Here is a 21759-nt window from a genome sequence, read left to right on the forward strand (position 1 = left end):
CTCAGGAGAGTCCATGGCGGAGAGAATCCTCGTCACCAGCGCGCTGCCCTACGCGAACGGCCCGGTCCACATCGGCCACGCCGTCGAGTACGTGCAGACCGACATCTACGTGCGTTTCCTCCGCTCGTGCGGCAGGGACGTCGTCTACTTCTGTGCCGATGACACCCACGGCACGCCCATTGAGCTGAACGCGGCGAAGCAGGGCCTCAAGCCCGAGGAGTTCATCGCCCGCTTCCACGAGGAGCACCAGCGGGACTTCCGCGACCTCGACATCCGCTTCGACTGCTTCCACTCCACGAACTCGCCGGAGAACCGCCACTACGCGGAGCTCATCTACGGGCGGCTGAAGGAGCAGGGCGACATCGAGCGCCGGAACATCGAGCAGACCTACTGCGAGAAGGACCGCCGCTTCCTGCCGGACCGCTTCATCAAGGGCACCTGCCCCAACTGCAAGGCGGCCGACCAGTACGGCGACGCCTGTGAGAAGTGCGGCAAGGCCTACGCCCCCACGGACCTCATCGACGCGCGCTGTGCCCTGTGTGGCACGCCCCCGGTCCGCAAGCACTCCGAACACCTGTTCTTCAAGCTGTCGCGGCACGCGGACTTCCTCCAGGACGTGCTGCGCAAGCCGGGCTTCCTCCACCCGGGCCTGGCGACCCAGCTCCAGGGCTTCTTCGAGAAGGGCCTGGCGGACTGGGACATCAGCCGCGACGGGCCGTACTTCGGCTTCGCGATTCCGGGGGAGACGGACAAGTACTTCTACGTCTGGCTGGATGCGCCCATCGGCTACATCGCCACGACGGAGAAGTGGGCGAAGGAGACGGGCAAGGCGAAGAGCGCGCTGGACTACTGGAGCGCGGACGCCGACACCCGCATCATCCACTTCATCGGCAAGGACATCGTCTACTTCCACGCGCTGTTCTGGCCGGCCGTGCTCAACGTCGCGGGCTTCCACGGCCCCAGCGAAATCAAGGTCCACGGCCACCTCACGGTGAACGGCGAGAAGATGTCGAAGAGCCGCGGCACCATGGTGCCGGTGCGCGACTACCTGGACCAGTTGGACCCCAGCTACCTGCGCTACTTCTACGCGGCCAACCTGGGCCCGGGCGTGGAGGACCTGGACCTCAACCTCAAGGACTTCCGCCAGCGCGTGAATGGCGAGCTGGTCAACAACGTGGGCAACCTGGCCAACCGCGCCCTGTCGCTGCTGGCCGGTCCGCTGGAGAAGCGCTTGGCGCCCGGCCGCGCCGAGGGCCCGGGCCGCGCCCTGGTGGAGGCCGCGCTCGCCCGCGTGCCGGAGGTGCGCGACGCGTTCGAGAAGCTGGAGTACCGGTCCGCCATCCGCGTCATCACCGAGATTGCCTCGGCCGCGAACGGCTTCCTCCAGACGGCCGCGCCGTGGGCCCAGGTGAAGAAGGACGCGGAGGTCGCTCGCGCGGACCTGTCCGACGCCGCGGACGTGGCCTACCTCCTGGGCGCGCTGCTCGCCCCGGTGACGCCGCGCCTGTCGGAGAAGCTCTTCGCCCAGCTCGGCGCGGAGCCGCTGACGTTCCAGGCCCTGGAGGGCGCGAAGTACCCGCTGCTGGAGCGCAGCAGTCCCATCGGCACGCCCGAGCCGCTGCTGCCGCGGCTGGAGGAGGAGCGCGTCAACGCCATCATCAAGCTGCCGGAAGGCGCCGCCGCGCCGCAGGCCGCGGAGTCCAAGCCGGCCAAGGCCGCCAAGGCGGAGAAGAAGCCCGCCGAGGCCCCCGCCGCGACGCCGGCTTCTCCGGGGGCGGGCGAGCCCTCGGGTGAAATCGAGTACGACGACTTCGCCAAGGTGGTGCTGAAGGCCGGCAAGGTGCTGGCCGCGGAGAAGGTGCAGAAGGCGGACAAGCTGCTCAAGCTCACGGTGGACGTGGGCGAGGGGAGCCCGCGCACCATCGTCTCCGGCATCGCGGAGGCCTTCGCTCCCGAGGCGCTCACCGGGCGCAACGTGGTGGTGGTGGCCAACCTCAAGCCGCGCAAGCTCAAGGGCATCGAGTCGCGCGGCATGCTCCTGACGGCGGGGCCGGGCGGCAAGGAGCTGTCGCTGCTCGACCCGGGCGATGTGGCCCCTGGCAGCGAGGTGAAGTGAGGTGACGGACTGGCGTGCCGACCGGGACCGCGCCCTCCTGACGCTGGAGCGCGAGAAGCGCCCGGCGTTCAGGACGGAGGCCGCGCTTCAGCTCTATCACCTCGCGTCGGAGGTCCCCGAGCACGCCGCCGAGTTCCTCGAGGCGCTCCCCCGGTTGCTGGCGGACAAGCAGGTGGAGGTGCGCCGCGCGGGGGTGAGCCTGGCTTCCGTGGTGGTGCCTCCGGAGGAGCTGCCGGACCTGCTCATCGCCCGGCTCCGGGACGAGGAGTGGCAGATTCGGCTGGAGGCCACCGGCCGGATGGCGGACCTGGCCCGGCCGGAGCTGCGCGGCGCGCTGGCCTCCATGCTGGAGGACGGCACGTTCGAGGTCCGCTTCGAGGCGGCGCGCGGCATCGCCAGCCTCCAGCACGCCGCGGGCTTGGAGGTGTTGCTGGAGGCGCTGGACGCGGACCTGCTGCGCTTCCGGGCCCTGGGCGCGCTGGCGGAGCTGGGGGACGCGCGCGCGCTGCCCCGGGTGAAGAAGCTGTTCGGCCGTTGGCTCCTGCCCGCCTTCGACAAGACGCAGGCCGCCGGGGTGCTGGCGAAGCTGGGGGACACGGACGGCGCGACGTACCTCCTCCAGCGGATGGCGAAGAAGCGGTGGAGCCCGGACCGGGCCCTGGCCGTGGAGCTGTGCGGCGAGGTGAAGGTGCCCGGCGCGCTGGAGCGGTTGAAGGAAGTCCTGGACGACGTGAAGGACCCCTGCCGGGGCGCGGCCGCGCGGGGCCTGGGCCGGCTGGGGGATGCGCGGGCGCTGCCCTGGCTGGTCGGGTTGCTGCAGGACACGCAGGCCTCCGAGGACAGCCGTCTGGATGCCGCGGATGGCCTGTGGCGCCTGGGCGGGCCGGAGGCGCGCAAGGCCGTTCGCGACGCGGTGAGTAGCTTTCCCTCACCAGAAGCCCGCGCCGAGCTGGAAGAGCTGCTGCAGGAGGAGCCATGAGATTCGTCGACGCCCACTGTCACCTCGAGGTGAAGGACTACCCGGACGTCATGGCCGTGCTGGACGCGGCGCGCGCGGCGGGGCTGGTCCACGCCGTCGTGGTGGGCCAGTTCCACGGCCCGGGCAACTGGGGCAACGCGCTGGAGGTGGCGGCGGCGCACCCGGAGTTCCTGTCGCCCACGCTGGGCATCCACCCGCACGAGGCGGCGCGGGCCACCGAGGAGGACCTGGCCACGCTGGAGCGCACCTGCGCGCGTCCCGAGGTCCGGGCGGTGGGGGAGGCGGGCCTGGACTATTACTACGAGCACTCACCGCGCGAGGCGCAGGCGGAGGTCTTCCGGCGGCAGTGCGCGCTGGCGCTCCGGCTGGGCAAGCCGCTGGTGGTGCACGTGCGCGACGCGCATGACGACTGCGACGCGATTCTGGGCGAGACGGGCGTGGCGAAGGGCGTCATCCACTGCTTCACCGGCGACACGGACGCGGCGCGGCGCTACCTGGATCGGGGCTTCCTGCTGTCGCTGTCAGGCGTCATCACCTACAAGAAGACGGAGGCGCTCCAGGACGCGGTGCGCTTCGCGCCGTTGGACAGGCTGATGGTGGAGACGGACAGCCCGTACCTGGCGCCGGTGCCGCACCGAGGGCGGAAGAACCAGCCCTCGCACGTGGTGGAGACGGCGAAGAAGGTCGCCGAGCTCAAGGGCGTGACGCTGGAGGAGGTGGCCGCTGTCACCACCGCCAACGCCGCCGCCCTCTTCAACCTCAACCTGCGTTGATGCCGCCGGCCAGGGCCGCGAGGTCCTGGTCCATCTGCGGCACGTCCAGCAGCAACGCGTCCGGGTCGTACTGGAAGTCCGCCTGCTTCAGCTTCAGCAGGGCCTGCAGGGCGGGCTCTCCGGAGTGGCCACCGAAGGACGCGAAGACGACGCGGCCTCGCTCCAGGTGCAGGTAGCCCTCCAGCGTGTGCTGGCGCAGGTTGAGCCGGCCGCTCTTGTGGCCACCTCCCAGCGTGCGCAGCAGCTCGCGCGGGGGAAGCTCGTCGAAGCTGCCACGCACCACGCGCCCCGGGCCGTTGTGCTGCACCCGGTCGTCGAAGAGGGCCTGCACCGTCTTCGCGACGGCGGGCTTGTCCGCGGGCGACAGCACGTCCGTGGCGCCCGCCATGAGCAGGCGCTCCCGCGTGCCGTTGTCGGGCTCGCCCACCACCGCGATGGGCAGCCCCGCCGTCTCCGGCGCCGAGCGGGCCTGCTCCAGCAGGTCCATGACATCCTGCTGGCCCAGCCGCAGGCTCACCACCAGCACGTCGCAGTCCTGCCGCGCCAGCCCGTCCCGCGCGCCCTCGACGGTGGACAGCGCGTGCGCCACCAGCCCCTGCTTCAGCACCGCCTCCAGCAGCTCGCCGCGCGCCGTCTCGTCCGGCTCCACCACGAGCACCTGGCGGCCTTCGCTCGCCAGCCGGTGGCGCAGCAGCTCACCGCTCTGGAGCTGGATGACGATGTCCGCCACCACCGGGTCATAGAGCTCGCCCGCGTACTTGCGCAGGTGCTCCAGGGCCTGCTCCTTCGGCAGCACGCGGCCCAGGGCGTTGCCCGGGTTCTTCGTCAGCTCCAGGAAGCTGTCCACCGCGGCGAGGATGCGCGCGCCCAGGGTGATGTCCTCGCCCTTGGCGCCCTGGGGCGTACCGGAGCCGTCCCACGCTTCGTACAGCTGCGCGAGGATGGTGTTCGTCTGCGCCGGCAGGTGCACCGTCTCGAACATGCGGGTGGGGACGCGGCAGGCCTGCTTCGCCTGCGCCTTCCACTCCGGGTTGACGGCGTTGCTCGCCAGCGAGAAGTGCCGCTCCGCCGGCTTGCCCAAATCATGCAGGTACGCGGCGATGGACAGCGCGGCCAGCTCCTTGTGGGGCATGCCCATGCGCTGGCCCACGATGCCGGCCTGCCGCGCCAGTTGCGCGGAGTGTCCCCGGTGGCGCTGCCGGTCCTGCTCCAGCAGGCCGACCATGATGCCCAGCGTCTCCACGTAGTCGCTGTCACTGACCAGCCCGCGCGGGCCGCCGGGCTCGCGCCGCTGGGTGGACGGGCGGACGGCGGGGGTGCCGGTGCTGCTGCCGCGCTGCAGCCGCATCCGCGCGTCCGTCTCCACGCGGAAGCTGAGGCTGAGCCCGCCCCGCTGGCCCGCGCCCGTCCCGGTGCCGCTGCCCGCGTTGGTGCGCCCGTGCTCCGGCGCGCCCGTGCGGGACGGCGCGGCCGGGGCCTGTCCCTGCGCGTTGGCGCCCTCCAGCAGCGCGGCGAAGGCGGTGGGGTCGCCGTAGTAGTGCTTGCGGATGGCGGCGGAGATGGCGCTGCGCAGGCCCACGTACGCGTAGACCTCCGACATGCCCGTGACGAGGGCAATCTCGTCCATCAGCGACTTGTTCTGCGGCTCGGCGGCGACCACGGAGAGCAGCTTGCGCTCCGGGTCCACCGCCAGCGGCAGCACGTTCTGCGCCTCGGCGAGGCGCACCGGGAGTCGGTCCAGCACCTCGGTGGCGATGCGCGCCTTCGCCAGCTTGTCCGCGCTGACGAAGCGCGTCTGGAACTCCGCCGCCAGGAAGCGCAGCAGCGCCGCCTCCTGGAGCAGCCCCAGCTCCACCAGACAATCACCGACCTTGTGGCCGGTGATTTTCTGGTGCTCCAGGGCCTGTTCCACGGCCCCGGCGTTGACGAGTCCCGCCTCGATGAGGCGCTCTCCCAACCTCTTCGCCATGTGCTGCCTCAGCTCTCCGAAGAACCCTCGCCGCCCTTGTTGCCGGACTCGGGCGGTGCCGACGTCAGCGCGCTGAACGGCTTGAACGTCAGCTCCTTGGGCAGCGAGTTCGCGTCACGCGGCGGACGCTCCTCGCGGGGCGGACGGGGCGGGCGGTCCTCGCGCGGCGGACGCTCCTCCCGCGAGCGCTCCTCACGGGGCGGACGCTCCTTGCGCGGCGGGCGCGGGGCCTGCTCCTGCGGCGGGGCGCCCTCGGCCGGGGTGCCCGGCTGCTGCGGCTTCTCCGCCCGGGCCTTGCGCTTCTCCTCGCGGCCCTTGCGGCGGCCACCACCCTCCACCGGGGCGCGGCCCCGCGAGGTGGGCGAGGGGCCCTTCCACAGCTGACGCTCATAGGGGCGCACCACGTCCGTCCACTTGTCGTGCGAGTCGCGCTGCATGGCCTCCAGCCACGAGGCGATGCGCGCGTCGAGCGACTCCAGCGAGTGGACGATCTGCGCCTCCAGCGTCACCGGCGACTTCGGGCTGCCGTGCTGCGCGTCGCCGTGCTGGGAGATGACCAGGTGCGTGAGGTGCTGCTCCAGCAGCGGCGGGAAGCCGGGGATGGCCAGCGCCTTCTCGCGCAGCTTCTGCGCCGTCAGGACCAGGTTGCCCACCAGCCGGCCCTCGTCGGAGGACTCGGCGGCGTCCGCCGCCTTCATCACCTGCTGCAGCAGCGCGCCGGCCAGCAGCAGGTCGCGGTCCGCCATGGGGTACTGGTCCGCCACGCGGAGCGTCAGCCGCATCACCGACAGGAGGTGCTCCGCCAGTCCGCCGCGCCACGCGTGGTGCGTGCCCCGGGCGCCCTGGGCCACCGGCAGGCCGGTCGCAATCTTCGGGTCGTCCAGGAAGGCCAGCAGCAGCTGCTTCACGAACGTGTCGCCGATGCGCTCGGTGACCATCTCCCGGATGAGGCCGGCGGCGCGCGCGCCACCCGGGCCCTCGTTGCCACGGGCCTCGCCCTTGTCGGCCTTCTCGGGCTTCTCAGGCTTGGCTTCCGGGGCGGCCTTGGCCTCCGGCGCGGGCTTCGCCTCGGCGGCGGGCGGGGGCGGGGGCGGCTCGAACTCCTTGGGGTCCAGGGGCTCGGGGTCCAGGCGCTCCACGGCCTCGACGACAATCTGGGAGCGGCCGTGGAACTGGATGACGTTGCCCTGGACGAGCACGAAGTCACCCGGCTGGAAGACGGGCTCGAGCGCGTCGACGTTGTCGAAGATGCGCGCGTCCACCTCGCCACTCTTGTCGACGAGCGTGGCGGCGACGAACACCTTGCCACTGCGGGCGGTCACCTTCTCCTTCTTGGTGACGCGGAAGACGGTATGGACGCGGTCCTTCTCCCGCAGGTCGGCCGCATACACCTTGCGGACGGTCTCCACGGAACCTTCCTGGGTGGGGGGCGCGGACTCGGGCACGTTTTCGTTGGTCATTGCGGCGGCGGACACTAGCACCCCGGCGGCCGCGCGGGGGACGGCTTCAGCTGACTTCCAACGCCACCGCGTGGAGGTGCTCCGCCCCATGGGAGCCGGCCAGGATCGGGTGGTCCGGCGGCAGCCCTGGGCGGGCCAGGCGGGTGGCGATGCGGGCCTCGCCCTCGCAGGCGGTGGCCACCAGCTCGTCGAAGCCGTCCTGGGGGAGGGGTGGATGGTACCCGGTGACCATCAGCCAGCCACCGTGGCGCGTCCTGCGAAGCGCGTGACGCAGCAACTCCACGAATTCCTCGTCCGTCGCCACGGCCGGTGTGTCCAGGAGGACCAGGTCGAAGGTGTCGCGCACCGCACGCAGGACCTGGAGGGGCTTGCCCGTCTCCACCGTCACCCGGCCCAGCAGGCCGTTGGCCTCCGCGTTCTCCCGCGCCAGGTCCGCGGCGTCCGCGTTGGCGTCGAAGGCGAGGATGTGCCGGGCGCCGTGCACGCCGGCGTGGACGAAGAGCCCACCCACGTCGCAGCACGCGTCCAGCACGCGCGAGCCCTGGGCCATGCGCGCCACGAAGCGGCGGACCTCGCGCTGGTCATACGCGTAGCCCGTGCCCTGGCCGTACGTGAGGTCCACGGTGAAGCGGGCCCCCAGCTCCAGCAGCCGGCACCAGCGGGGTGGGGTGCCGTAGAGGACATGGGGGCGCTGCGTGGGCAGCCCCAGCGCCTTCCGGCGAAGGGTGTCGTTGCGCAGCAGCACCGAGCCCGCGCCCGCCACCTCCACCAGCGCGCGCGTCAGCTCCTCATGGCGCGCGTCCATGGCGCGGGTGAGCGTCTGCACCACGTAGTGGGTGTCATAGCGGTCCACGATGAGGCCGGGCAGGCCGTCTCCGTCATCGTTGACGACGCGGCAGAAGCGCGGGTCGTCCACCAGCCGGCCCCGCCGCTCGAAGGCGTGCCGGAGATGGCGCGGGATGAGTCCCTCCACCACCTCGTCCGGCTGGCCGAGCCGGCGCACCGCGTAGGACGCGTCCAAATCCACGTCACCCAGGCCCAGCACCGAGCCGTCCTCGTCCCGGAGCTGCACGGGCTCGCCGGGCTGCGGCGTGCCTTCCATGGAGACGATGTCTTCCCGGCGCAACCACGGCGCGCCATGGCGGAGTCGGCGGGCGGCGTCGCGGGACAAAAAGGTGCTGAGCACGATGGGTTCTCCTCTCGCGGCGACCCGAGGGCACCGGCGCCCCGGGGCGTGCTGCCAGGGGAGAACATGGGGTGCTGGCCCGTGGATGGCTGCCCGTCCCAGAGCGCCACGTCGGGGGGCAGCCGGGCGGGCGGGCCCGTGCGCCGCCGCCCCGTTGCTTCAGCCTCCTCCAGGCGCGCGCTTGAAGGCCTGGGTGGTGACCTGGAAGAGCAGGGTGCTGGCCACCAGCGCCAGCACGATGCCGATGCCGCGCAGCCGCAGTTCGTCACGGAACACCAGAGACAGGGCCAGCGCGCTCAGCAGCACCACGGCCGCCACGCGAAGCACCTGTCCCCGCTGCAGGGCCCCCGAGCGCGCGGGCTTCGCCTGGGCCAGGACGGGGATGCTCGCCGCCTTGCGCCAGGTGGTGGCGGTCTCCTCCCGGACCTCGTCCTCCGCGTCCACCAGCCCCTGGACGTAGGCCCGCTCCACGTCCAGCAGGCTGGGGTAGACCAGCTCGCCCTCCGGCGTCCGCACGACGTATCCCATGCGCCCTCCTCCTGGCCGTCCGTCAGGACAGTTCGGTGGCAATCTGCTCAGCGACGCGCAGTCCATCAATGGCGGACGACACGATGCCGCCCGCGTAGCCGCAGCCCTCGCCCGCCGGGTAGAGGCCTTTCATGGACACTGACTGCAGGTCCTCGCCGCGGGTGATGCGCACCGGCGACGACGTGCGGCTCTCGATGCCGATGAGCTTTCCCTCCTCGCTGATGAAGCCGCGCATCTTCCGCTCGAAGGTGCGCAGGGCCTGCTTCAGCGACTCGGTGAGCCGCTCGGGGAAGAGCTGGTTGAGGTCCGTGTGCGCCAGGCCGGGGCGGTAGCTGGTGCCGCCCGGGTCCTTCTTCACGCGCCCGGCCAGGTAGTCCGGAATCGTCTGGGCCGGGGCGTAGAAGCGGCCTCCGCCCAGCTCATACGCCTTGCCCTCCCAGTGGCGCTGGAACTCCAGGCCCGCCAGCGGCCCGCGGAAGCCCTCGCGCCCGAAGTCCGCCACGGACACGGACACAACGATGCCCGCGTTGGCGTAGCGCGCGTTGCGCCGCGAGTTGCTCATGCCGTTGGTGCACTGGAGCCCGTCCTGCGTGGGCGTGGGCACGACGATTCCGCCGGGGCACATGCAGAACGAGTAGACGCCGCGCACCTCGCCGTCCACCTCCAGGTTCTCCGCCAGCTTGTAGTCCGCCGGGGGCAGGCGCGGATTCTTCGCCGCGTTGCCGTACTGGATGCCGTTGATGAGCGCCTGCGGGTGCTCGGCGCGGAAGCCCAGGGCGAAGGGCTTGGCCTCCACCATCACCTGTCCGTCGGCGGCGAAGCGCTCGTACAGCTCGCGCGCGGAGTTGCCGGGGGCCAGGATGACGCGGTTGCTCTCCAGCGTGCGGCCGTCGGACAGCTTCACGCCCGCGATGTGGCCGTCCTTGTAGAGCAGGTCGTCCACGCGCGTGCTGAAGTGGACCTCGCAGCCACCGGCGATGAGCTCCTCGCGCAGCTTCGCCACCGCGCCGGGCAGCAGGTCCGAGCCGATGTGCGGCTTGCCCTCGATGAGGATGTGGTCCGGCGCGCCGTAGCGGGCGAAGGCCTCGATGACCTTGCGCACCATGGGGTGGTTGATGCGCGTGGACAGCTTGCCGTCCGTGTACGCGCCCGCGCCGCCCTCGCCGAAGTTCATGTTGCTTTCGAGGTCCAGCGTCCCGTCGCGCATGAGCTTCGCCACGTCCTTGCGGCGCGACACCACCTCGCGGCCCCGCTCCAGCAGGATGCTGCGAACGCCGCGCTCCAGCAGGCCCAGCGCGGCGAAGAGCCCCGCGGGGCCCGTGCCGATGATGATGGGCCACTGCTCCGGCGCCTTCACCGGGGCCAGCGGCTCGGGAGGCGGCGGCGCTTCACCCACGTCCGGTGGCAGCTTCGCGGGCTGCTTGCCCCGGGCCAGCTCCACCTCCAGCGTGTAGATGTAGCGCGGGCTGCCCTTCTTCCGCGCGTCCAGCACGGAGCGCACCACACGCACGGACGCGAGGTCGGAGCGGGTGACGCCCAGCTTCTCCGCGGCGCGCTGACCGAGCAGCTCCTCCGGCTCGTCCAGCCACAGCCCGATGTTGTTCACCCGATACGCCATGACCATCCGCTCCTGGTGGGGCGCGTATCTCGCCGCCCCGTTGAAAGATTGCAAGTCCCTGAAATCCGGGTGCGAACCCGCTGATGCACCCCCCCACGCCAATCCCCCGTACCGCCGAGGACTGCGCAACCGCGTTCGCACTGCCCTCCAGGGCCTTACGGGGCCTTGGTCTACTTCAACCCTTGGGAAATGTTGAGGAATCCGTTTGGAAGAGATCGGCTGGCACGGGGGTTGAAGCAGGGCCGTATCGTGATTAGGCGGCGTCGCTCCTTCCCGGCCGCTTCATGGAGGCACTGACCTTGAGCACCGATCAAAAGGGCACCCGGATCCTGGCGCGCACGTTCTTCAACCAGCTGCGCGCGAGCGGCTACACCCCGCACCAGGTGATTGGCATCGCCACGGAGCTGCTCGAGCTGGTGACGACGGACATCAAGGAAGGCGACAAGGCGACGGCCGTCCAGGCGGCGCAGGAGCAGGCCCCGGAGCTTCGCCCGCAAGCCTGAGTTTGGAGCGTCAGGCGCGGGGCGCCCCTTGCTCCCGCCTCCGCTGGTACGCAGCCGCGCCGGCAACAAAGAGCAGACCCGCGGTGAGAGCGCTGAAGACGCTGCTGGCCGTCTGCGTGGCCTGGAGCGCCATCAGCACGCCGCCCGCGGTGAAGGCGGCCACATCCACCCACGCGGGACGGCGCCGCGGCAGCACCAGTACCAGGATGCAGGCCGTCAGCGGCAGACCCAGCACCACCTGGCGGACGATGGCGTCGGTGCTGGTGCGCACGGTGTCCCAGTTGTGCACCAGGATGGCGGCGAAGATGACCACCGTGCCCAGCGCGAGCACCAGCACGCCCGCGGCGGCCGCGTCCTTGGCCAGCCGGGCCTTCTCGTCGAACTGCTGGACGGCCAGGTCCACCAGGTGCTCCAGCGCGCTGTTGAGGATTTCGGCGAAGAAGATGAGCAGGACGCAGAAGATGAGCGTCACCTTCTCCGCGAGCCCCAGCGCGATGCCGCTGCCCACCAGCCCCACCAGCACGGCGGCGATGAGGTGGACGCGCATGTTGCGCTGGTAGATGACGGTGTGGATGAGCCCCGCCCACGCATGGCCGAAGGAGGCGAGCAGCCCCGAGCCGTGACGGGGAGGGAAGGACGCGGGTGGCCGGGGAGGTGCGTTCATCGATGGCGAAAGCGCGGGGGAGGCTAACACCCGTGGGACGGATTGCCCCTTCGTCGTGAAGGGGTATGGTCCGACCCTGTGAATGCCCCTTCCTACCCGCTTCGTGTCCGTCTGGGTGGCGCACTTCTCGCGCTGGTGTTGACTTCCTCCCTGGCCCGCGCCGAATCCCACGCCGCGCTGGACGAAGGGGCGTGTGGCCTGGAGCCGCCGGGCGCGCGGTACACGCCGATGCCCGGGCCCCGGCCGCATGAGACGCGCCGCCTGTCCGCCGAGGAGCCGCCCGTGGTCCGGCGTGAGCTCCGGCCGGGCGCCTCCGGGACGAAGTCGGGCGTGCCGCAGACGCGCCAGCGCACGGGCGCGCTCTCCGGCAAGGTGGTGTACCTGAGCCCGGGCCACGGCTTCACGCGCAGCGCGCCGCTGAACCGCTGGGCCACGCAGCGGCCGAACACCTGGGCCGTGGTGGAAGACCTCATCTCCGCCGAGGTGCTCAACCAGTACCTGCTGCCCATGCTGACGGGCGCCGGCGCCACCGTGGTGCCCCTGCGTGAGCCGGACCTCAACGGGCACATGGCCATCGTCGACGACGGGCAGGCCGGCTACTCAGAGGACGGCGACGTGTTCGAGTCCTCCGCGCAGCCCGGCTGGGGCACGCCGCCCACGCCCATGGGCAACGGGGTGGAGCCCTTCTCGCTGGGCACGACGCGGGTGATGGCCTCCGCGCGCAGCGCCACCGCGAGCGCGACGTGGGCGCCGGAGCTTCCCGCGGAGGGCAGCTACCACGTCTACGTCTCCTACGCGGCCGACCCCACGCGCGCGCCGGACGCGCACTACGTGGTGAAGCACGCGGGCGGTGAGAGCCACTTCCGCGTCAACCAGCGCCGTCACGGCGGGACGTGGGTGCTGCTGGGGCGCTTCTATTTCAAGGCGGGGCAGCACCCGGACTCCGGCGCGGTGGTGGCGCTGAACGACACGGCGGAGGGCGGCACGCTGTCGCTGGACGCGGTGCGCTTTGGCGGTGGCAGCGGCGTCATCGGTGACGATGCGATGGCGCCCCTGGCGCGGCCCCGCTACGAGGAGTCCGCGCGCTACCACGTGCAGTTCAGCGGCGCGCCCTTCACGGTGTACGCGCCCACGGGGGCCAACGCGCTGTCCAACGAGCGCAACGCGGACGTCACCGCGCGCCCGCGCTTCGCCGCGTGGCTGCACGAGGAGGGCGAGGACGCGGTGTACGTGGCGTGGCACACCAACGCGTCCACGTCGGGCAACGTGTCGGGCTCGGAGGCCTACGTGTACGGGCCCAACCCGGTGGACGGAACGCTCAACTTCACCGGGTTTCCGGGCAGTGACGTGCTGGCGCGGGCGCTGCTGGACGAACTGGCGCGGGACATGCGCCGCGAGGTGGACCCGAACTGGCGGGTGCGCAACCTGCGCTCGGCGAACCTGGGCGAGGTGAACCCCACGCACAACAACGAGATGCCGTCGGTGCTGCTGGAGATCGCCTACCACGACAACGTCACCGATTCGAACCGGCTGAAGGAGCCCGCGTTCCGCAGGGTGGCCGCGCGCGCCATCCTCCAGGGCCTCATCAAGTACTACGCGGCCCGGGACAGCGTGCCCGTCGTCCTCCCGCCCGAGCCGCCCGAGGCGGTGGCCGCGCTCAACGGCAGCGGCGGCACGGTGGAGCTGCGCTGGGCGGCGCCGCCGGCCAACCCGGACGAGGAGGGCCGCGACGCGCCCACCGGCTACCGCGTCTACCAGAGCGCGGACGGGCTGGGCTGGGACGACGGCACGGACGAGGCGGGCCTGTCGTTCCGCGCCACGCTGGCGCCGGGCACCACGCGCTACTTCCGCGTGGCCGCGGTGAGCGCGGGCGGCGAGGGCTTCCCGTCCGCCACCGTGGGCGTGCGGACGCCGGGCGGCGAGGAGTCGCCGGTGCTGGTGGTCAACGGCTTCGAGCGGCTGGACGCCTCCCAGGCGTGCGCCGAGCCGCTGGACGCCTATGACCTCCAGGCGCCGGTCCGCCTGCTGGTGGAGACGATGAACGACGGCACCTACGTGCGCCGCCACGGCGCCGCGCTGGCGCATGCGGGCACGGCCTTCGACAGCGCGACGCGCGCGGCGGTGGCGGCGAACCTGGTGACGGTGGGCGCGCCGTACCGGCTGGTGGACTGGTTCACCGGCCGGGGCGGGGCGGGAGGGGCCCGGCCTTCGCGTGAGGAGCAGGATGCCCTGCGCGGCTTCGTGATGCAGGGGGGGCACCTCCTCCTGTCGGGCAGCCACGTGACGTCGGCGCTGGCCGTGGGCTCGGCGGAGGACCAGGCCTTCCTGGCGGACATCCTGCGCGCGGCGCCGGGCAGCGGGAAGCCGCTGTTCTCCGTGGAGGGGGTGCCGGGCGACTGGCTGGCCCAACTCACCGGGGTGGCGCTGGATGACGGCACGCGGGGCGGCTACGCGGTGGGCGTGACGGACGTGCTGACGCCCGCGTCGGGTGGCACGTCCGTGCTGCGCTACGTGGGAACCGAGTGGGCGGCGGGCGTGGCGTCGGCGCCCAACGGGCGGGTGCTGCTGCTGGGGATGCCCTTCGAGGCCATCGTCAGTCCGGTGCAGCGCGCCGGGCTCATGTCCTCGTTCCTGGTGCATGCGGGCCTGCTCACGGAAGCGCCTCCGCCGCCGGCCGAGGAATCCGGCGCCGCGAGCCTGCTCACCGCCTGCGTGGTGGCGCGTGGCGTGGACCCGCACCCGGAACCCGAGCCAGAGCCGGAGCCGGAGCCCGAGCCCCATGTCGTGGGGGTGCTGCCGCAGTTCTATCCGCTGGGCGATGCTGGCTGTGGCTGCGGGGCGGGTGGGGGAACGGGCACCGCTGTCTGGCTGTTGCTCGGGGTGACTGTTCAGCTTCGGCGTGCGCGTCGCCGCGGGGATGTCGCCGGGCGTTGACTCGGCGGGTCGCGATGCCTACGGTCGGCCGCCCTCGATTTTGACGTGACGACCCGTGGGTGCCTGGCACCCACTGCTCAAGGAGACGACGAACATGGCTACCCGGATTGCCATCAATGGCTTTGGCCGCATCGGTCGCTGCATCCTCCGCGCGGTGCTCAGCCGCAAGGAAGACCTCGAGATTGTCGCCATCAACGACCTCGACAAGCCCGCGGCGCTGGCGCACCTGTTCAAGTACGACTCCGTGCACCGCACCTGGCCGGGCACGGTGAAGGCGACGGAGAAGGGCATCGTGGTGGACGGCAAGGAGATTGTCGTCACCGCGGAGAAGGACCCGACGGCGCTCCCCTGGAAGAGCCTGAACGTGGACGTGGTGCTGGAGTGCACCGGCCGCTTCACCGCGCGCGACGGGGCGGAGAAGCACCTGAAGGCGGGCGCGAAGAAGGTCATCATCTCCGCCCCGGCCAAGGGCCCGGACATCACCATCGCCTACGGCATCAACCACAACGAGTACGACCCGGCGAAGCACCACGTCATCTCGAACGCCTCGTGCACCACCAACTGCCTGGCGCCCATCGCCAAGGTGCTGGTGGACAACTTCGGCATCGAGAAGGGCCTGATGACCACGGTCCACAGCTACACCAACGACCAGCGCATCCTGGACCTCACCCACGAGGACATGCGCCGCGCCCGCGCCGCCGCGCTCTCCATGATTCCCACCAGCACCGGCGCCGCGAAGGCCATCGGTGAGGTGATTCCGCAGCTCAAGGGCAAGATGCACGGCCTGGCCGTCCGCGTGCCCACCCCGAACGTGTCCCTGGTGGACCTGACGGTGAACACCGAGAAGAAGGTCACCGCCGAGGCCGTCATCGAGGCCTACCGCAAGGCCGCCGAAGGCCCGCTCAAGGGCGTGCTGGAGTTCAGCGACGCGCAGACGGTGTCGGTGGACTACAACGGCAACCCGCACTCGGCCATCTTCGACTCCACCAACTGCTTCGTGATGGGCGACAACCTCCTCAAGGTCATGGCCTGGTACGACAACGAGTGGGGCTTCTCCAACCGCATGGTGGACACGGCGAAGTTCCTCGTCTCCAAGGGCGTCTGAGTCCCAAGGGCGTTCAGGGCACCGAGAGGGAAGGACCGAGATGATCCGTTACATCGATGATCTGCAGCTGACCGGGAAGCGCGTCTTCATCCGCGTGGACTTCAACGTCCCCATGGAAGGCCGGCGCGTGACCGACGACACCCGCATCCGCGAGGCGATGCCCACCATCCGGCGCGCGCTCGACATGGGCGGGAAGGTCATCCTGGCCTCCCACCTCGGCCGTCCCAAGGGGCCGGACCCGAAGCTGTCGCTGGAGCCTGTCGCCGCGCGGCTCGCCGAGCTGCTCGGCGGCAAGCACGAGGTCATCCTCACCGACGACTGCGTCGGTGACGGGGTGAAGAAGCAGGTGAAGGAGCTCAAGGAAGGCCAGGTGGTCGTCCTGGAGAACCTCCGCTTCCACAAGGAAGAGGAGGCCAACGACGAGGCGTTCGCGCGCGAGCTGGCGGCGCTGGCGGACGTCTATATCAACGATGCCTTCGGCACCGCCCACCGCGCCCACGCGTCCACCGCGGGCATGGTGCCCTTCGTGAAGGAGAAGGCGGCCGGCTTCCTGATGCGCAAGGAGATTGAGTACCTGGGCAAGGTGCTCAAGAACCCGGACAAGCCCTTCGTGGCCATCCTGGGTGGCTCGAAGGTGAGCGACAAAATCAAGGTCATCGAGAGCCTGCTGCCCAAGGTGGACGCGCTGCTCATCGGCGGCGCCATGGCGTACACCTTCCTGAAGGCGCAGGGCGTCGAGGTGGGCAAGTCCCGCGTCGAAGGCGACAAGCTGTCGCTGGCCACGCGCCTGCTGGAGGCGGCGGGCCGGTTCAAGACGCAGCTGGTGCTGCCGGTGGACCACATCGTGGGCACCGAGCCCACGGAGAACAGCCCCGCGCAGGAGACGCCGGACAACGCGATTCCGCCGGACATGATGGGCCTGGACATCGGTCCCAAGACGCGCGCCATCTACTCGCAGCACATCCGCGACGCGAGGACGGTGGTGTGGAACGGGCCCATGGGCCTGTTCGAGGTGCCCAAGTTCGCCGAGGGCACCCGCTCCGTCGCCGCGGCCATGTCCATCAACACGCAGGCCACCACCGTCATCGGCGGCGGGGACAGCGCGGCGGCCGTGGAGCAGATGGGCTTCGCCGACAAGATGAGCCATGTGTCCACTGGTGGAGGTGCGTCCCTGGAATTCCTGGAAGGGCGCGACTTGCCGGGCATCAAGGCGCTGGAGACGCGGTAGGCTCCGCGTCCGACACACCACAACCCCTGGGGGGCACCATGGCCACCGCGCGTCGCCGGAAGATCGTTGCTGGCAACTGGAAGATGAACAAGTCGGTACCTGAGGCGCTGGCCCTGGTGCGGGACCTGCGGGGCCAGGTGGCCTCCTTTGGGGATACGGTGGAGGTGGTGGTGGCGCCGCCGTTCGTGGCGCTGCAGCCGCTGCATGTCGCGCTGGAAGGCGCGCCGCTGGCGCTGGCGGGGCAGAACTGCCACTGGGAGTCCTCGGGCGCCTTCACCGGGGAGATCTCCGCGCCGATGCTGGCGGAGCTGGGGTGTGCCTACGTCATCGTGGGTCACTCCGAGCGCCGGCAGCTCTTCGGGGACACGGACGAGCAGGTGAACAAGCGGGCGAAGGCGGTCCGTGCGGCGGGGATGACGCCCATCCTCTGCGTCGGTGAGACGCTGGCCGAGCGCGAGGCGAACCAGACGCTGGCGGTGGTGGAGCGTCAGGTGCGCGGGGCGCTGGAGGGCTTCGGCGCCAAGGACGTGGCGGGCTTCGTGCTGGCCTACGAGCCGGTGTGGGCCATTGGGACGGGGCGCAACGCCACGGCAGCGCAGGCGCAGGAGGTCCACGCGGCGATCCGGGGCCTGATTGAGCGGCTGTACGACGGGGAGACGGCCGGGCGGGTGCGCATCCAGTACGGCGGCAGCGTGAAGCCGGACAACGCCGCGGAATTGCTGGGCCAGCCGGACGTGGATGGGGCGCTTGTCGGGGGCGCGAGCCTGAAGGCGGGCGACTTCGCGGCCATCGTCAAGGCGGCCACTTCGAGTTGATCCTGGGGGCGGGCGGAAGATGTTGTCACCCGTTCACTACTTTGGTGTAGGGTGCGCCTCCTTTTCACGGAACGTCTGAAAGAGTCCACATGCTGACCTTCGTCACGATCGTGCACGTCCTGGTGTGCGTGTTCATGATCTTCGTCATTCTGCTCCAGCCGGGTAAGGACGCCGGTATGGGCTCCGCGCTGGGCGGTGGTGCCGCCACGAGCGCCTTCGGCGGCCGGGGTGCGGTGACGTTCCTCAGCAAGCTGACCGGCGTCTTCGCCGCGCTCTTCTTCTTCAGCTCGCTCGGCCTGTCCTTCGTGGGGCTGCGCTCCTCGGTGGCGGCGGGTGGCTCGGTGGCCACGCCTCCGGCGCAGACGGCCCCGGCGACCCCGGGTGACGCGGCGCCGGGCAGCATGGAGCAGCCGCGCGGCGAGCAGTCGACCCCGCCTGTCGAGGGGGGTGGCAACCCGGCGACGGATGAGGCCGCTCCCGCGGCGCAGGAGCCGGCTCCGGCGCAGTAGGCTTCGCGGTACGTGGTTTGTAGGAAGAATCTGATTCACGCAGCGGTTGAGATTGTCGTTGCGTGAATCAGCAAGCTCCGGTAGATGGACGCCGCAGCAAACGCCCAGGTGGTGGAACTGGTAGACACACCATCTTGAGGGGGTGGCGCCGAAAGGTGTGCGGGTTCGAATCCCGCCCTGGGCACTCCGAATCAGGCCTCCGAGTCGAAAGACTCGGGGGCCTTTTTCGTTTCCGGGGGCAGGGTGGCGCAACCCATGAGCTTGTCTCGGCCCGACCGTGGGGACTCTTCGGTGGAACTGCCGCTTCTCGCCGCTGGTGAGGTCGAGCTTCAACGAATGGTGGCCATTGCCGCGTTGGGGATGTGCCGGGCGCTGACGGCTGGCGCCGTGACTCCCTCATACGCGTGTGGGCGCCTGTTCGGCTCGGCATTGCTCTCGCGCATGGAGGGGCTGAACTCGCATCCCGAGCTTGTCCGTGCCATTCACTTGGTCACCGAGCTTGACGACCTTCTAACCTGCGCGGGCAGCTCACGGACCGCGCAAGGACTTGCGCCTCGACACGGAGTCCGCCGCGCGCATCCGCCATGCCTCGTCTCTGGGGCAGGGCACGAGAGCGCTGGCTTCCACTTCTCACGCGGCTTCCGCCGCGCTTGCTGGCTCCGTCCCAGTTTTGGTCACGCTGCTGGAGAGCGACAACGCAGTGGCGGACCTTGAGGACCGGCTCTGGGAGTGCGCCCGGCGCGCCGAGCAGCAGGTGAATGCGGCGTTCTTCGGGGGCCGTGCACCGACACGGCAGGAGTGTGGACAGGAGGTGGAGGTGGACGGCTGTGGCGTGGTCGTCACCCGTGCCATGCGCTTGGGGCAGCGCAAGCACATGCTCGCCCTTCAATGCGCGCGCGAGGTGCTGGAGCACCTGTGGCCCGCGCCATTCAGTATCGAGCAGCGCTATCGATTTTATCCGCATGCCCGGTTGCTGGAGACCGTCAGCAGAGAAGAGGAGGCGCGCCTGGTTGCACAGGGCTGCACCCGTGAACTGTGGCGCACCATCAAGCCGGACATCGTCCTTCATGGTGATTCCAACCTGTTGACGTCCGTGCTCACGCTGGACTTCAAGTTTCCCTGCCCTGACACCAATGTCCCTCGCTGGACGAGCTACGGGGAGAAGAGCGCCTATGCGGGCTCCAGCCAGGGCAGGGTCTACAATGAAGCGTTGCAGGGTGAGGCGTTCATGGTCTCCCCGCGTCTGGGCTTCATTCCATGAAGGATGCGATTCCGACGATTCGTTTGAGGAACGACAGCGGGGACCTCGTGGTCCGCGATGGCATCGTCCTGTGCTTCTTCATGCGACGCTCGCATCCGGACGCGGCACCGGCGGTGTGGCGTGCACTGGAGACCTACCGGCGCGACATTCCGGCCGGAGCGCTGGGTTGGTATGGAGCGGATGATGGGGACACGCTCCCCCTGGACGCGCGGGGTTGGGAGCACATCCGCGCGCAGATGGTCGAGCGCTCCTGGGGCCTCGAATGGCTCGTCGAGTTGCTTCAGGCTCCATGTGAAGCAAGCGGCTATCGATTCGAGTACGACGGGAGACAGCTCGACGCGCCCCTATTTGCTCACGACGATGGAGCCACGAGCGCTGCCTGCTTTTCCTTCCCCACCGAGTACCTCGCGGCGCGCGGCCCCGGGCATCTGCGCGCCCTGGCCTTGGAGATCGCGCGCGAGCTGCCATTCAGCTTCGGCTACGCCAGCCTCGCCCTCATGTCCCAGGCAGGGGGCGGGTTCTCCGTCCGGACGCAGTTCCTTGACCTGCTCAGCCGCTTTCCAGGCTTGGACCTCCCTCGCTTCGGAGACACCAGTCGGCGCATCGGCCCCCGGGCGCGGGGCGCCTATTGGCTTACGTTCCTGGGGCAGCCGCTGCTGGAGCAGTTGGGGGGCAGTGAGGCCTTGCGCAGCTCAATCGACTTCCCATCCGTAACGTTCCATCCGCTGGACGACGAGCGCCTGCTGCTCACAATGGGCGACGGACCCGAGGCCATGGACATGGAGAGACAGGGCGTGCCTCCACAGTACCGTGCCCTGGCGCGACGGCTCGAACCCTTCTTCCTTGAAGAGCGCTCCACCTGGCCGCCGCTGGACACCGCCGCGCTGACGCGCTGGCTCCGTCGGTACTGCCTGTGAATGCATCATTCCGGGAGTGCGCTGGAGAGGATTCTCGACGTCCAGGCTTGTCCCGATTTCGTGGGACAAGCCCCAATTACCTCTCCAGCCGCTGCACTGCGGCGGCCTTCATGAAGGAGTCCATACCTGCGTCATGAGTGGGGTGGATGGCGGCCAATGCAATGATGGTCTGTTTACCCAGTCCTCCGTGGCACCCCCCCTTGGGCCTCCTCCTGACGCAGTAGTGTTAACCTCCAGCGCCATGCAGGCCGTAACGCAGACACGTGCATGGCGTGGGTGGCTCTTCGCGAGCGTCCCCTTGTTGTTCCTATATGGCCCTCTGGGGATTCACGGGTTGTGGCAGGCCCACCAGGAAGCCGTCCGGCTTCGTGAATCGGGGATGCAGTTCATTCTCACGAGCGTCTACCCGCCCGTTCCCATCGCCACCTACGTTGTCAGGCTGATGCCATTCATCACCGCGCTGGCGCTCGCGGTGCTCTTCTACCGTTGGGGCGCGTACCAGCGGCCTGTTGTCAAACGCTCCCTGGTGCTTGTCGCGCTCCCGTGGCTCCTCGGGTCCGCGCACATGGTGTGGCTGTGGCGTTGCGACGACCTGCGAAGGGTGTACGGAGCTGGCGCGCGTAGCGCATCGACGGTGGCTGCGGGATTCGCAAACCTCCTGGGAATGCAGGCCATCGCCGCGGGCGGCGCTGCGCTTCTCCTGGCTTCTTTGGGGGCAGTCCTGGCGCTGGATGTCAGGGGTGTTGGGCTCCAGGGGCAGGAGCGGAAACGCGACGCGTCCTGGACCCGAGGCGCACTGTTGGCGACAACCCTTGCGTGTGTCTTCGCCATCGTGAGCATCGCGTGCGCGGGGCTCGCATCTCATGCAGGGACGAGCTTTTTGTGGGAGATGGCGAGGACCGGCCTGGTCGAATGGCCGGCGGGTCAAGACGCGTCTGCCATCCGGTGGGCAGCGCTGCAGGCGGCTCAGTGGGTTGCCGCCTTCGCGGCGCTCTTGGGCCTGGTCGCAGGCGCTCTGATGCGACGTGCGTCTACCACCTCGAAGGCTGGACGCATGACTCCGTGGTTTGCCGGAGCCCTCCTGGCTCTCTCAAGTGGTGTCCACCTGCTTGCGACTCGTGCCGTGGCCTAGGACTTTGCGCGCCTCGTTGGGGTGCGCGATACGGGAGCATCGTCCGCGGAGTTGCGCGGCGT

At 70.2% G+C, this 21759-nt stretch carries 19 protein-coding genes and 1 tRNA gene; 14 read left to right on the forward strand and 6 right to left on the reverse strand.

Annotation, left to right across the window (positions count from 1 at the left end):
• Positions 1 to 13 precede the first annotated feature (13 nt).
• The 3 genes from metG to KGD87_RS03235 are packed head-to-tail and all read left to right on the forward strand — an operon-like array spanning position 14 to position 3868.
• Positions 14 to 2116: a methionine--tRNA ligase gene (metG, locus tag KGD87_RS03225; RefSeq protein WP_284666092.1), complete on the forward strand. Its 2103-nt coding sequence runs from the start codon at positions 14 to 16 to the stop codon at positions 2114 to 2116.
• 1 nt (position 2117) lies between these two features.
• Complete coding sequence (locus tag KGD87_RS03230; protein ID WP_284666093.1) at positions 2118 to 3095, forward strand: HEAT repeat domain-containing protein; 978 nt, start codon at positions 2118 to 2120, stop codon at positions 3093 to 3095.
• Positions 3092 to 3868: a TatD family hydrolase gene (locus KGD87_RS03235; RefSeq protein WP_163779529.1), complete on the forward strand. Its 777-nt coding sequence runs from the start codon at positions 3092 to 3094 to the stop codon at positions 3866 to 3868. Before KGD87_RS03230 ends, KGD87_RS03235 begins: the two co-directional genes overlap by 4 nt.
• Here KGD87_RS03235 and KGD87_RS03240 read toward each other — a convergent pair.
• The 5 genes from KGD87_RS03240 to KGD87_RS03260 all read right to left on the reverse strand — a co-directional run bounded on the left by KGD87_RS03240 (position 3855) and on the right by KGD87_RS03260 (position 10629).
• A complete protein-coding gene (locus KGD87_RS03240; RefSeq protein WP_284666094.1) occupies positions 3855 to 5837 on the reverse strand; it encodes an HD domain-containing phosphohydrolase in 1983 nt (660 codons plus the stop codon). The two genes, KGD87_RS03235 and KGD87_RS03240, sit on opposite strands and share 14 nt — an antisense overlap.
• Before the next feature lie 8 nt (positions 5838 to 5845).
• On the reverse strand, positions 5846 to 7297 hold the full coding sequence (locus KGD87_RS03245; RefSeq protein ID WP_284666095.1) for an OB-fold nucleic acid binding domain-containing protein: 1452 nt from the start codon (positions 7295 to 7297) through the stop codon (positions 5846 to 5848).
• A gap of 46 nt (positions 7298 to 7343) precedes the next feature.
• Positions 7344 to 8483 carry a class I SAM-dependent rRNA methyltransferase gene (locus KGD87_RS03250; RefSeq protein ID WP_284666096.1) on the reverse strand — a complete coding sequence of 380 codons (1140 nt, stop codon included), beginning with the start codon at positions 8481 to 8483 and terminating at the stop codon, positions 7344 to 7346.
• Positions 8484 to 8642: 159 nt separating this feature from the next.
• Positions 8643 to 9011 (reverse strand): hypothetical protein, encoded by a 369-nt coding sequence (locus KGD87_RS03255; protein ID WP_284666097.1) that lies wholly within the window; start codon positions 9009 to 9011, stop codon positions 8643 to 8645.
• 22 nt (positions 9012 to 9033) lie between these two features.
• On the reverse strand, positions 9034 to 10629 hold the full coding sequence (locus KGD87_RS03260; protein WP_284666098.1) for an NAD(P)/FAD-dependent oxidoreductase: 1596 nt from the start codon (positions 10627 to 10629) through the stop codon (positions 9034 to 9036).
• Between the two features lie 299 nt (positions 10630 to 10928).
• On the opposite strand from KGD87_RS03260, the gene KGD87_RS03265 reads away from it, so the two are divergent.
• Positions 10929 to 11132: a hypothetical protein gene (locus KGD87_RS03265; RefSeq protein WP_284666099.1), complete on the forward strand. Its 204-nt coding sequence runs from the start codon at positions 10929 to 10931 to the stop codon at positions 11130 to 11132.
• 10 nt (positions 11133 to 11142) lie between these two features.
• Here the strand turns inward: KGD87_RS03265 and KGD87_RS03270 are convergent, their stop codons facing one another.
• Entirely contained in the window at positions 11143 to 11796 is a 654-nt protein-coding gene (locus KGD87_RS03270) for a diacylglycerol kinase family protein (protein ID WP_284666100.1), read from the reverse strand.
• Between the two features lie 78 nt (positions 11797 to 11874).
• Here KGD87_RS03270 and KGD87_RS03275 point away from each other — a divergent pair, with 78 nt between their 5' ends.
• The 10 genes from KGD87_RS03275 (at position 11875) to KGD87_RS03320 (ending at position 21697) form a co-directional block, all read left to right on the forward strand.
• Positions 11875 to 14730: a golvesin C-terminal-like domain-containing protein gene (locus KGD87_RS03275; protein ID WP_502888000.1), complete on the forward strand. Its 2856-nt coding sequence runs from the start codon at positions 11875 to 11877 to the stop codon at positions 14728 to 14730.
• Positions 14731 to 14824: 94 nt separating this feature from the next.
• Positions 14825 to 15835 carry a type I glyceraldehyde-3-phosphate dehydrogenase gene (gene gap, locus KGD87_RS03280; protein WP_176413046.1) on the forward strand — a complete coding sequence of 337 codons (1011 nt, stop codon included), beginning with the start codon at positions 14825 to 14827 and terminating at the stop codon, positions 15833 to 15835.
• A 40-nt stretch (positions 15836 to 15875) separates the two neighbouring features.
• A complete protein-coding gene (locus KGD87_RS03285) occupies positions 15876 to 17063 on the forward strand; it encodes a phosphoglycerate kinase (protein ID WP_284666101.1) in 1188 nt (395 codons plus the stop codon).
• A 38-nt stretch (positions 17064 to 17101) separates the two neighbouring features.
• On the forward strand, positions 17102 to 17878 hold the full coding sequence (gene tpiA / locus KGD87_RS03290; RefSeq protein ID WP_284666102.1) for a triose-phosphate isomerase: 777 nt from the start codon (positions 17102 to 17104) through the stop codon (positions 17876 to 17878).
• A gap of 89 nt (positions 17879 to 17967) precedes the next feature.
• Complete coding sequence (secG, locus tag KGD87_RS03295; RefSeq protein WP_284666103.1) at positions 17968 to 18387, forward strand: preprotein translocase subunit SecG; 420 nt, start codon at positions 17968 to 17970, stop codon at positions 18385 to 18387.
• Positions 18388 to 18489: 102 nt separating this feature from the next.
• A tRNA-Leu gene (locus tag KGD87_RS03300) sits at positions 18490 to 18571 on the forward strand.
• Positions 18572 to 18642: 71 nt separating this feature from the next.
• Positions 18643 to 19101 (forward strand): DUF3969 family protein, encoded by a 459-nt coding sequence (locus KGD87_RS03305; RefSeq protein WP_284666104.1) that lies wholly within the window; start codon positions 18643 to 18645, stop codon positions 19099 to 19101.
• A complete protein-coding gene (locus KGD87_RS03310) occupies positions 19088 to 19648 on the forward strand; it encodes a hypothetical protein (protein WP_284666105.1) in 561 nt (186 codons plus the stop codon). The genes KGD87_RS03305 and KGD87_RS03310 overlap by 14 nt, the downstream gene beginning before the upstream one ends.
• Positions 19645 to 20565 (forward strand): type VI immunity family protein, encoded by a 921-nt coding sequence (locus KGD87_RS03315; RefSeq protein ID WP_284666106.1) that lies wholly within the window; start codon positions 19645 to 19647, stop codon positions 20563 to 20565. The genes KGD87_RS03310 and KGD87_RS03315 overlap by 4 nt, the downstream gene beginning before the upstream one ends.
• Before the next feature lie 379 nt (positions 20566 to 20944).
• Positions 20945 to 21697 carry a hypothetical protein gene (locus KGD87_RS03320; RefSeq protein WP_284666107.1) on the forward strand — a complete coding sequence of 251 codons (753 nt, stop codon included), beginning with the start codon at positions 20945 to 20947 and terminating at the stop codon, positions 21695 to 21697.
• The last annotated feature ends 62 nt before the right edge of the window (positions 21698 to 21759 follow it).

It is taken from the genome of Myxococcus sp. SDU36 (assembly GCF_030168875.1).
Taxonomy (GTDB): Bacteria; Myxococcota; Myxococcia; order Myxococcales; family Myxococcaceae; genus Myxococcus; species Myxococcus vastator.

Coding starts and splice junctions, on each gene's coding strand:
- metG (WP_284666092.1), top strand. CDS start 14: ATGGCGGAGAGAATCCTCGTCACCAGCGCGCTGCCCTACGCGAACGGC.
- KGD87_RS03235 (WP_163779529.1), top strand. CDS start 3,092: ATGAGATTCGTCGACGCCCACTGTCACCTCGAGGTGAAGGACTACCCG.
- KGD87_RS03240 (WP_284666094.1), bottom strand. CDS start 5,837: ATGGCGAAGAGGTTGGGAGAGCGCCTCATCGAGGCGGGACTCGTCAAC.
- KGD87_RS03245 (WP_284666095.1), bottom strand. CDS start 7,297: ATGACCAACGAAAACGTGCCCGAGTCCGCGCCCCCCACCCAGGAAGGT.
- KGD87_RS03255 (WP_284666097.1), bottom strand. CDS start 9,011: ATGGGATACGTCGTGCGGACGCCGGAGGGCGAGCTGGTCTACCCCAGC.
- KGD87_RS03260 (WP_284666098.1), bottom strand. CDS start 10,629: ATGGCGTATCGGGTGAACAACATCGGGCTGTGGCTGGACGAGCCGGAG.
- KGD87_RS03270 (WP_284666100.1), bottom strand. CDS start 11,796: ATGAACGCACCTCCCCGGCCACCCGCGTCCTTCCCTCCCCGTCACGGC.
- gap (WP_176413046.1), top strand. CDS start 14,825: ATGGCTACCCGGATTGCCATCAATGGCTTTGGCCGCATCGGTCGCTGC.
- KGD87_RS03285 (WP_284666101.1), top strand. CDS start 15,876: ATGATCCGTTACATCGATGATCTGCAGCTGACCGGGAAGCGCGTCTTC.
- tpiA (WP_284666102.1), top strand. CDS start 17,102: ATGGCCACCGCGCGTCGCCGGAAGATCGTTGCTGGCAACTGGAAGATG.
- secG (WP_284666103.1), top strand. CDS start 17,968: ATGCTGACCTTCGTCACGATCGTGCACGTCCTGGTGTGCGTGTTCATG.
- KGD87_RS03305 (WP_284666104.1), top strand. CDS start 18,643: ATGAGCTTGTCTCGGCCCGACCGTGGGGACTCTTCGGTGGAACTGCCG.
- KGD87_RS03315 (WP_284666106.1), top strand. CDS start 19,645: ATGAAGGATGCGATTCCGACGATTCGTTTGAGGAACGACAGCGGGGAC.
- KGD87_RS03320 (WP_284666107.1), top strand. CDS start 20,945: ATGCAGTTCATTCTCACGAGCGTCTACCCGCCCGTTCCCATCGCCACC.